At 64.2% G+C, this 11532-nt stretch carries 4 protein-coding genes; 1 reads left to right on the top strand and 3 read right to left on the bottom strand.

Going from position 1 to position 11532, the window contains the following annotated elements; all coding sequences use genetic code 11:
• Positions 1-926: 926 nt before the first annotated feature.
• The 3 genes from QTN24_RS14865 to phaP1 form a co-directional block, all read right to left on the bottom strand.
• Entirely contained in the window at positions 927-1229 is a 303-nt protein-coding gene (locus QTN24_RS14865; protein ID WP_313837854.1) for a hypothetical protein, read from the bottom strand.
• Between the two features lie 125 nt (positions 1230-1354).
• Complete coding sequence (locus tag QTN24_RS14860; protein ID WP_313837853.1) at positions 1355-9094, bottom strand: hemagglutinin repeat-containing protein; 7740 nt, start codon at positions 9092-9094, stop codon at positions 1355-1357.
• Positions 9095-9512: 418 nt separating this feature from the next.
• Entirely contained in the window at positions 9513-10091 is a 579-nt protein-coding gene (gene phaP1 / locus QTN24_RS14855) for a TIGR01841 family phasin PhaP1 (protein WP_124684480.1), read from the bottom strand.
• Between the two features lie 458 nt (positions 10092-10549).
• Between phaP1 and QTN24_RS14850 the strand changes: the two genes are divergently transcribed.
• Entirely contained in the window at positions 10550-11494 is a 945-nt protein-coding gene (locus tag QTN24_RS14850) for a histone deacetylase (RefSeq protein ID WP_313837852.1), read from the top strand.
• Positions 11495-11532: the final 38 nt, after the last annotated feature.

The following is an 11532-nucleotide window of genomic DNA, read 5'->3' as shown; positions in this document are numbered from 1 at the left end:
GCAATTAAAAAAGGAACGAAAGCAAACTTTATTACTACGATAAGTCCGAAAAAGCATGCGGTAAATATCGCCGTGACGCATAAAATATTGTGCAAGAGAGCGTATGTGGCTCGTGTCATTTTCGTGCTCTTTCAATCTGATTTGCTTCGTTCCCCAATAGTTCCTGCGTTATGGTGGATCCAAATCCGCCGAAGATCCCCGGGGTGGGCGTCATTCTTGTTTCCTTTGGGAGTGGTCTTTTGTGCCGTTACCTCCGCCTAGGTACAAGATACAAAGTCCATATAAAGGCCATTATGGCGCCAGCCATGACGCCTTTCTTTATATTTGGCCACGTATGCTCATTTATTGAATTTTGCCAGGGTGCGGCTGACAATAGAAATTGACTTAGTGAGGGTAGTTTTCCCGTGGAACATTGATAAATAATGCCGCACCAATTTTTTGTACTTAAGAAGATTGCATTAAGTAATGGAACGATGAAAATATCGAATGCTAAAACAAGCGCAATCATTGTGACGGAGAATAAAAGCAGAAGCTGTATGCCCTGGCCGATCCAGTGCCGGAATTGCGGATTCATTTTTGCAGCCCCTCGATAAGATTCTTTACGCTGTTCCCTGTGCGTTCCTGTTCGATAGTAGATCCCGCAGCCCCAACAATGCCTGGTATTGGGCTGGCTGCATTCCATTTGGAGATTCCGTAACCGAGGTCTATCCAATCTGGTCTGAGCGGATCCAAATCACCCTTGATGTGGGCGAAGGGCTTCGCAATACCTTGCCCTGCAAAATACCCTGCTATTGTTCCGACGGCAGCGCCGCCGATACTATGTTCACCATCCTCTTGTTCCGGTTTCTAAGGGTTTTTTGCGTGGTCCGTGGAGGCTCCTGTGTCAATGCTCGCTAAGATTCATCCTTTATCCTTTCAGTTCGGATTCATTGACATCTAGCGCGGGGATCGGCTGGGTATTTCATGTTAATATATCCGTGACCATTGATTTCAGATGGTGGTTCGATTATGGAAGCTGAGGCGCCTTGCTTGCACATGAAAATAATTCCAGTGGCGATGGCTGCCCGTTTCCAACCCAATCCATCGAGAAGTGTTACGTAACTTGGCGTTCCGCTTTGTGTCCAAGAAGCAGGGGTTATTTCCAGTGAGAGAATCGCACTACCCACTTTAGTTTTGCGGTCATCGTCAAAGCTTGCAACGTTGCTGACTTGTTTTCTAAGTATGCTCATATCCGCTCGGAGCATTTCTCGCGCTTTCCTTATTTGTCCAAGCGAAGGCCCCGATAGACACGAATGCACGAGGCCTATCGCTATAGCCGTAAGGAAGGGAATTAAGAGTGCAAAGTTTTTATTATTCACCGGCTTTTTCCAATTGGCTTGCTAACCCCCGTGCCTAGTAAAATACCTGGTGATCCAAAGCCAAGTTCCAGTGCATAGCTGCCACCAATTGACTTATTTACGTTCAAACAAACACCGAAGCAGCCGCCCCCTACATATGAAGCGCCGTCCAGGAATCTATCGGTGGCCTCTGCAGGGTCGCCTTTTTTATTGAAAATGAACCCCCACACGAAGCTTCCAGACGGGGCTAAGGGAACGGCTCCCCCGGCGCCCAAATATGGCTGGCTGTTCCGTAGATTGACTGTCGCATTCCCCAAAAGTCCCGCTCCGGCGCCAACCGCGCTTGTGTAGTCGGGGTTAATTGCCGGGGTTGCACCGGGCAACGCTTTTTGCTCCGGGGTTAGCGAACCGCTCTCGTTTCCATGCAGAAATGGATTGTTATATTCAGTGGGTGTTGCGCTGAACATTGAACCCGCGAACTGGCCGATAAACTCAATCGGCAGCAGTTCATCGGAAAGCCCTTTACTTGCCATGCCGTCAACAAGGCGATATCCGGACGCCAGCAGCATACTCTGAGCCTGCTCTTCCGTGATCTCCCTACCAGCCCGCTCCGCATAAAACTCCGCAAACTCCTTGGCATTCTCCTTCGCCCACTCGCGTTCATCCGGATGCAACTGCCGATTAAACCGATCCACATTCGCCCCAGTCGCCGCCCCGGACCCACCACCAACAGCCGCCCCGATCCCCCCAGCCAGCACGTTCGCTGCCAGATTCCCAATCGCTTCATCCAAACCGGCATTCCCACTGCCAACGCCTTCCGCCACCGACTGTCCTAGCGAAGCCAGCTTCCCAGCCGCGAGCGAGGAAGCCCCTGCACCCACCGCCCCGGCCAGCGCATTGCCACCTCCCAACCCGGCAATCATCGCCCCGCCGGCAGCGTGGAGGGCGGCGCGGTAATCACCGCCTTCCTTCCAGCCTTCCACATCGGCGGTGGCTTTGGCCAGTCCGGCGCGGTTTTCCTCGCTGGGGTCGGCGTCGAAGGCTTGTTGCGCTTTCTTTTGTTCCGCGGCCGCGTCCTTGAGCTTGCTGCCGGCGATGTCGCCCACTGACTTGGCCACGGCCTCGCCAGCCGCCTGGGCGGCCGACATCATGTCGGCCTGCTTGTTGAGCAGGTTCTTGAGGTCCGGGCCTTTGCCCACGCCCGAGTTGGTATCGGTCGTATCGCGGTTGAGGGTTGCCACGTCCTGCTGCTGGTTGCCCTGATCGGTAATCTGAAGGGTGCCCTCGGCGACGCCCGACTGGGCCAGCCCGCGCTGGCTGCCGCTTTCGCTCTGGGGAATCATGGGACTTATCCCACCGGTATTCTTGCCCGCGGTCTGGCCGGATTTTTCGTCCTTGGCCTTCGGTCCGAAGGTGAAGCCGCCGGCCACCCCGAACGAGGTGCCCTTGAAGTCCGACTTGTTCTCGATGTCGCTCCAGCTGAGGGTGCCGGTGGTCAGCTTGTTCTTTTCCCTGTCGGCCGTGCTGGCGATGACGGCGCCCTGGAGGTCGGTGTTGCCCTTGACCTGGACATCGAATCCGCCGTCGCCGGCCCGGATGCCGGATTGTTCGGCCACATTGGCGTAGCTGCCGTCAGCCTTGCCCTTCGACGCCGAGAACGAGCCGCTCAGGCCGCCGCCCTGGCTGAAGCTGAGGCCGCCGCCCATGCTCTGTTGCCGCGCCTTGGTTTCCTCGGTGTCCTGGCGGCTGGCGATGGTCAGGTTGCCGCCGATGTTGGCCGCCACCTTGCCGCCGCTGACCACGCCGCCGAGGATGTTGGTGTCGCCACCGGAGACGATCGACACGGTTTCGTTGCCCGTCACGCGGCTGTTGACCTGCGTGGTGCCGGTAGTGTCGCTGTTGCCTTTGCTCTTCGAGCCCGACACCGACACCCCGAAACCCTGTGCGCCATACGACACTCCGATGCTGCCGCTGCTTGATTTGCTCGTGCTGTGGCTCTCGTAGGTGTCGGTGGCGGAGACCACGTTGACCTGGCCCGTGGCCGCCAGCCCCACATGGGCACCCGAGACGCCGGAGCCGATGATGTCGAGGTTGCCGGCCGTCTGGTTGCCGTCGGCGTCAGTGCCCGTGGCGATGAAGACAGCCTTGCCGCCGGCCTGTACGTTCGACCCGGTATGCGTGGTGCTGTCCTGCGTGAGGGTGGTCTTGCTTTTGCTGGTGCCCAGCGAAAGCGTAATCGCGGTGCCCGCCAGACCGCCGCCGCCGGCCAGGCTGTTGACCGCGTCGCCGGCGCCCATGGCCGCGTCGTACGCATCGCGTCCCGCGGCGATACCCCACAGTGCCGATGCCCGGCCATCCTGGCTCTTCGATGCGGAACCGACCTTTTGCCCCGCGTTGATGGCCGAGCCCAGGGCGCCGCCGCTGACGCCGAGCGTCAGGCCAGTTTGCTTGATCTCGTGGGTCTCATCGTGGTTCTCCTTGCCCTTGGCAGCTTCGATCACCACGTCCGCGCCCACCCCTTTGAGGTCCTTGGCAGCGATCAACTGGCTGCCAGTCACCTGCAGCGTGGCCCCGGCCCGCAGGCTGACGTTGCAGTCGGTGCTGCCGACCAGGCTGCCGGTCTGCGTCACTGTACTGTCGTTGTAGGTGTCCTTCTGGTCGCGCGAGCCATAGGAAAGGCCGCCGCCCGTCGCGCCAAAACCTGAGGCCCGGGTGCGCGAGTAGCTGCTGCGCTCGCTCGTGCTCTCGGCGGCGGCGATGGTCAGGTTGCGGCCGGCTTCGAGGCCCAGGTCCCGCGTTGCGGCCACGGTCGATCCGCTGATGGCGAGATCGCGGCCCGCGCTGCCGACGATGGCGTCGCCGGAAACCACCGAGCCCACGGCCACGGTCTCGCGCGAGCTGGTGGTTTTGGTCGTCTCGGATTTCGACATGAAGCCCGACTTCTTCGATTGCGACCAGCTTTGCGATGCGTGCCGTTCGGTAACCGTGCCAATGCCGATGTCGCCGGTGGCTACCAGCGCCACGGCGCCGCCGGGGCTGTCAGCGGTGCCCGTGCTGACCGACGAGGCGAGGATGGCGACGTTGCCGGCCCGCTGCGGGCCGGCGTCCACCGGGGTGATGCCGTTGGCCTGCAGGAACGCGCTCACGGCGGCGGTTTGTCCGGCCCCCAACGTGGCATTGCTGCCCGCCTGGATCGCACTGCCGCGCGCAGTTTCGTCGAACGACGATGCCGTAGATTGCGACCGCTTGTTGCTGAGCGAGGCGGACTCGCGCGACTGCGTATCCAGCGACGCGGTCACCGTGGCGTCGCGCCCCGCGAGCAGGGTAGCGTTGCCGCCGGCCTCGATGGCCGAGCCGATCAGCGACGCGTCGCGTCCGGCCACGGCCGTCAAGCTGCCGCCGGCCTGCACGTGGCTGCCGACCCCCGTACTGGTCCGCTCCCGCAGGAAGTCGCTGCCACCGTTCGCGCTGGCATCCTGCGTGGTGCCTGTGGTCGCCGTGCCTAGCGTCAGGTCACGGCCGGCGCCGAGCAGGGCGTCCTGACCCGCATTGACGCTGCCGCCTGCCATGTCGATGTCGCGCGCGGCCAGCACGCCGACGCTGTTCGTGGCGGAAATCGATCCCGCCGCGCCCACGCCCGTGGCACTCGCAGTGTTGCCGTTGGCGAGGCTCGTGGTGTTCGTGATCGTGTATGCGGTATTAATCACGTCTCGTCCGGCCGTCACCAGCGTATCGGTGCCGGCGATCCGGCCGCCCAGATTGCGGACGTCTTCCTGTGCCGCCACCAGCGTCGTGCCCACCGCACCAATGGCGCCCTGATTGATCACGTTCGTGCCCACCACGCGCGTGGCGAGGTCGCCGACGATCCGGCCGCTGTTCGCCACGGTCCCGGTGGCCTGCATGCTGACCTGCTTGCCGCTGACCAGCGCGCCCGAGCCTTGCAGGTCGACGGTGCTGGCTTGCGCCAGGTAGACCTTGGGCACCAGCACGCTCTGCTGCATGCCATCGGGCAGGGTCACATCCTGGCTGACCATCCACACCATGTCCGAGGTGAGCTGCGACATCTGGTCCGCGGTCAGGCCGATACCGGGGGTCAGGTTCAGCGCGCCGGCATGGGCCACGCCGCTGTCCATCAGCGCCTGGTACTGCGCCAGGTTGTCGCCATGCGCGCCGAGGAAGGTGCGGCCGGTCAGTTGCGTGACCTGATCCCGGATCAGCCTGGCCTCGTAGTGGCCGTCGCCGAGCCGCTTCTGCGTCTGCATCGGGTCGAGCCCAAGCTGGCCGAGCATGTAGTCGCTCGAAATGAACTGTGAATACTGCGTGAAGCGCGGATCGGTGGCGATCAGGTAGGTGTCGTCCGGCGCGGTCTGGTGGCGATACAGGCCGTTGGTCGGCAATCGCAGGTCCGGCAGGCCCTCGCGCAAGCCGTTGCCGCCACCATCACCGCCCGTGACGGTCTCGCCCGAGCGGTTCACGGTGGCGATGTCGATGGTCTGTCCGGAGGTCTTGACGGCCTGGTTGGCCGTGGCGATGGCCGGCAGGCTGGCGACGGTCGTCGGCGCCTGGGGTGTGGTGGGGAAGGCGATGTCGTAGAAGCTCTCGCGGCTCCCGCTGCGCTGGTGCCTGTAGAGCGTGGACGTCTCGGTCGTCGTCACGGTCCGTTGCAGGACCGTCCCGATGTCTTGCACCGCCCCGGCGTCGGACACCCGGACCAGATCGCCGCCGGCCGCCATGATCGAGGAATGGTTCAGGATCTTGCCGCCCCGCCTCTGCATCCGGATCGCGCCGCCGGCCTGTATCCTGGCCGGGTCCGACGCACTGACGAGCCGGTCGGTCGCGGTGGTGGTGGTGATGGTCCGGAAAATCTCGTTGTGGTCCGTGCCAATGTGCTGCTGGCGGACTTCGTCGGGCCGGATATGGATTTCCGGGTCGAAGTCGGGCCAGAAAGTGATGCTGTACGTATCGCCGTTGTCCCGGATCTCCTCGAAATACTGGGTGGGATGGGTGGTGAGCGCGCGCGAGCAGACGTAGGTCTCCATGTCGCAGCCCCTTTCCGCATCCTGGCCCCGGAACAGTTCGATGGGAGATTCGAGGAATGTCAGGCTGCGCTTGCCGGTGTCGAGGTTCGCCACGGTCCGTTTGTCTACGGTGATGGTGACCGGCGTGCGTAGTGCGTCGGTCTGCGGCGTGCTGACGCCGGCGTTTTCCGTACCCCAGCGCCAGGCCGGAAAGGTGATGCTTGCGTAGTAGTGCAGGTCCCAGCCCTTCAGCCCTGCCTGCCACAGCTTCAGCTTCTTCGTGGTTGACGTGGGCGACCCGGCCTCGGTCACGATGCTCGTCCGTGTGTTGCTGATATCGGTGGCTGCAATGTCGATATCGCCCTCGGCCTCGATCGTGGCCGACCGGTTGACCAGTTTGGCCATCTGGTTGACGAGCAGGCCGGTCTCCGCATCCCGTTCGCCATCGCGGGCAATCTGCAGGTCGCCCGCGCTGTAGAGCGTGGCGCCGTCAAGGCTGTGGACCGAATCGGTGGCGTGGACGCGCAGGTTTTTCACCGCGGCCACTAGTGCCGCCGGGCCATGGTTGACCATGATTCCGCCTTGCACCGTGACGTCGTTGCCGATGATCGTGCCGGTGTTGGTGGTCGTGGCACCGTGCGTGCGGACCGTATCGCCTTCGATGCGGCCGGCGTTGGCGAGGGATTGCCCGGCCTCGACGGTAGTCGAGCGGCCCACCATGCCGGCGCCCTCGGCATTGACCACATCGGCGCCTTGCACGGTCAAGCCGCCCACCGCCGCCAGCGTGCCGGTGTTGGTCAGCTTGCCGCTGGCCGAGACGCGCATGTCTTCGTCGGCGCGCAGCCTGTTGTCGGCATCGTTCTCGTAGTCGCCCAAGACATCGAGCGACAAGTTTCGGCCCGCTGCCATCTCGCCATTGCCCGAGACGGCGCCGGCCACGGTCACGTCCCGGTTGGCCTTGATGGCGCCCTTGAGGTTGTCGAGCGAGTCGACGCGAATCGTGACATCGGTGCCGCCGAGCACCTGGCCGCCGGCATTGGCGAGCGTGGCGCCGACGTGATCGAGCGTGAAGCGCTTGCCGCCGTAGAGCAGGCCCTTGCGGTTGTCCAGCGCCACCGGCCCCACGAACGATAGGGCGCCTGCCGCCTGTACCGCCCCGTCACGATTGTCGATGCGGGCCGCTGCCATCAAGGCGCTGCCTTGCGTGCCGATCTGTCCGCCCCGGTTCGACACACTGCCCGCCGAGAGGGTCATGTCGCCATTGCTGGCGATTTGGCCCCGATCATTGGTCAGGGCGCGTGCAGCGTTGGCGGAGAGCTTGCCGCCCGCCGTCGCGGTGGCGCCGGTCAAATCGAGATCGCCAAGGCCGGCCCGCAGGTCGAGATTCCCGCCCGCTGCGGTCTGGCTGCCGGCGAGATCGAGCCCCGCGCCTTGCAGTGTCACGTTGCCGCTGGCCTGGTTCTGGCCGGTCGCGGACAACGTCCCGGCGGTGGCCACCACGCCGAGATCCGCCGGAGCGCCGGCCGTGCCGTCCCGGTCCACGCCAGCCGCCAGCGTGCCCGTCGATGCCACGCTGCCGGCGGCAATCGACATCCCGCGTTGCGCTGCCAGCGTGCCGCGGTTCGACAGCGCGCCGCCGGTTTCGATCGAGACATCCTGCATGCCGTAGGTGGTGCCGGTGTGGTCGATCCCGTCGCGGGCGCGGGCCACAACGTTTCCGCTCGCCGACGCCTGGCCGGCCAGCACCAGACGGCCCGCGGAAGTCAGCGTCAGGTCGCCGGCCTGTACCGCCGCCACGCCGCGCAGCGACACGCCCACGCCATGCTCGGTAGAGGCCAGCAGGATCTTGTTGGCATACATGCCGCCCAGTTCGGCGACATCGATGCCGGCGGACGGGGCAGGGCCGGCACCCGTGATTGGCGTGGCGGCCAGCGTATCGCGCCTGACCTCGTTGGCGCCGGCCACCACGCCCAGCTGGTTCGCGTATAGCGCGGCGTTGACCTGTACCGCGCGGGCGATCAGGTCGACCTGGTCCACATTGGTGGCATTGAGCCCGTCGCCCTGCACGGCGATCCGGCCGCCGGTCACGCGGAACGCGTCGAGGCTGCTGCCGCCGCCGTAGACCGGCGCGCCAGTGGTCAGCGTGGCACGGCTGGTGTTGATGAAGCCGGCGCCGTCCACGAGGATGCCGTTGGGATTGGCCACGATCACCTCGCTGCGCGGCCCGGCCACTTCAAGGTAACCCCGTAGCTGGCTCGGGTTGGCGCTGGTGACCTGGTTGACGATGATCCGGGCCGAGCCGCCCGGCAGCAGGTTGGCGTTGCCGTTGATGAACCCGGCCTGCCGGGTGGCGACGGCGCTCGGCGAGTTGTTGAGGATGACGCCGGACTTCGGCACGTCGAAGCGGCTGTAGTCGTTGATGGATACGCCCGCGCCCGAGGGCCGGGTGATATCGACCTGGGGCAGGCCGTTCGCGGTCTGGCTGATGGTCGGACGGTGCGCGCCCGCGTTCGGGTCGGCCACCACCTGCGCCCAGCCATCCACGGGCAGGCCCGCCGCGATCCAGGCCAAGAGGACCAGTGTTGGCACGGCAAAACGCACGGCGGTGGTGGGGGTGCCGCGCGTGCCGGCCCGGCTGCCTGCCTCCCGGCCCTTGCCCTGGCTTGTGGCGGATTCCTCCACGGCCATGAGCATGCGGCGATGATGGTTGAAGACGAGGCGGTAGCGACTGCGATTCACGATTCGGCCTGGCGCGGATTGCGGGATGGCGCGGACTGTAACCGCCGGGTGCCTGGTCAGGCCTTAACGCATGTCAATGCTGGGCGAATTGGTGGGAATGGCGTTTTCGCTATAAACATCAACGCCTTATTGGAATTCGCGGGATCTTGATATCGGCACTATTTCTCAATTAACCGCCAAGCATCTCCGCCGTCCACCAATGCCGGGACGAAAAAAATCCCGGCGACCTGCTGGCAGGGGCCGGGTTTGAATCGATACCTTTTGGATCGGCACCGAGGAGACAGCGGTACGGTGCGGGCGATAGGGATGCTGCGGGGGTCGCCGCCGTTGGCGGAGCGTCCTGGTCGACGGGCGGAGAGGGCGCTCTGCCAACGGACCGGCCGGAGCCGGTACGCTGGAGTGTTACAGACGCAGAAGCTTAGGCGGCAGCCGTGGGCTTCTTGGCAGCCGTGCGGGCCGTGGCGCTGGCTTGCTGGGCAGCCTTGGTCGCGGCGGTGGCGGCAGCCTGGAAGTTGCTTTCGGCCATTTCCACAGCCTGCTTCGTGGCCTTCTGGACCGATTCGTAGGCGTTGTTGGCGGCCGAGATGGCCGACTTCACGATGGCGACGGTCGATTCCGAGCCGGCCGGGGCGTTCTTGGCGAAGTTGTCGACCAGGGCCTGCACGTTCTTCGTGCCTTCGGCGAGCTGGGCTTCGGCAACCTTCGTGAACTCGCTCTGGGTTTCCGAAGCGATTTCGTACAGGTGACGCGTGTAGGCCAGGGTCTTCTCGGCAACCGGCTGCACCAGCGAGGCCTGGATGGCCAGCAGTTCCTGGGCATCCTTGGCGGACAGCGCCTTCTTGGCGTTGTCGACGTTCTCGGCAAACGTAGCCTTGACCACTTGCAGGTTCAGCTCGACGAGCTTCTCGACGCCTTCAAAGGCCTTCGAGGTCAGACCGAACAGGGTCTCGAGGTTGGCTTTTTGTGCGGCTGCAACTTGTTCCGGGGTCAGGATCATTGCTGGTCTCCAGTGGTGAACTTCAAGGTCAAGCGTAAAGAAATTAAGCCGCCCAGATGTCAAGGCCATGACTTGAATGTCTGGCCAGCCCGAGCGTACCTTCGTATCCGGCGGCGCCGTCCGGACTGTCGTTGCCGACCGTCCAGCGCTTTGATGCGCCGCAACAATTCCAATTCTAAGAATTCGACGATATGTGTCAAGCGGTTTTTGTGCGTCGCACAAAAAATAGGGGCAGGAAGGGGCCGGGAAAGGCATCGTGAGCCACTATCCGGCGCCAGATCAGGGTTTTTCCTGAGTCGGCAGATGCCGGTTCTGGTGGTGCAACGCGAGAAAAACGCCCGTTTCAGGCGGGTGCGGACACGCCGGCAGCGGCGGTGCTACCATCGCTGACTGCCCGGTCGGGGAATGGCGCCAGCGCGTCGCGCGCCGCCGGGCATCCCGCGCCTCCCATTCGTTCGATGCAAGCCTTCTACGCCGACCACTTCGTCCTGCCGCTGCCGCCCGGCCATCGCTTCCCCATGCGCAAATACAGCATGCTGCGCGACGCCGTAGTGCGCGACGTGCCGGGCCTGGTCCTGCACGAAGCGCCGCGCGCCGACGATGCCGCGCTGGCGCTGGCCCATACCGCCGACTACATCGCCGATGTCTCCAGCGGCCAGCTCGACGCGGCGCGCCAGCGCGAGATCGGCTTCCCGTGGTCGGCCGAGATGGTCGAGCGTTCGCGCCGGTCGGCCGGTGCGACGATTGCCGCATGCCGCACCGCACTGGCCGAGGGCGTGGCGGTCAACCTGGCCGGCGGCACCCATCACGCCTATGCCGACAAGGGCGGCGGCTTCTGCGTGTTCAACGACGCCGCCATCGCCGCGCGCCAGTTGCAGCGCGACGGCAGCGTGCGCCGCGTGGCCGTGATCGACCTCGACGTCCACCAGGGCAACGGCACGGCGTCGATTCTGCGCGACGACCCCACCGTGTTCACGCTGTCGCTGCATGGCGAGAAGAACTACCCGTTCCGCAAGGAGGCCAGCGATCTCGACGTCGGCCTGCCCGATGGGTGCGACGACGACGGCTATGCGGCCGCGCTGGCTGGTGCGCTCGACACACTGCGCGCCCGCTTTGCGCCCGACCTGCTGATCTACCTGGCCGGCGCCGATCCTCATGAGGACGACCGGCTCGGCCGGCTGCGCCTGACCATGGCGGGGCTGGCCCGGCGCGACACCATGGTGTTCGATTTCGCGCTGTCGCAGCGCCTGCCGATTGCCGTGGCGATGGCCGGCGGCTACGGCAACCAGATCGAGAACACCGTGGCCGTGCACCGGCAAACCGTCATGCTGGCCGCCGGCTATCACGCCCGCTATCGCGCGCTCGATGGCCTGCCGGCCGCGTCCGTGGCCGCGGCGGTCTGACGATGGCGTCGCATACATCGCAAAATCCTGGGAACCTT

This window comes from Cupriavidus sp. SZY C1 (genome assembly GCF_032190535.1).
GTDB lineage: Bacteria > Pseudomonadota > Gammaproteobacteria > Burkholderiales > Burkholderiaceae > Cupriavidus > Cupriavidus pauculus_C.
The sequence above is the reverse complement of the archived record's forward strand: the minus strand, read 5'-3'. Positions and strand labels throughout refer to the sequence as shown.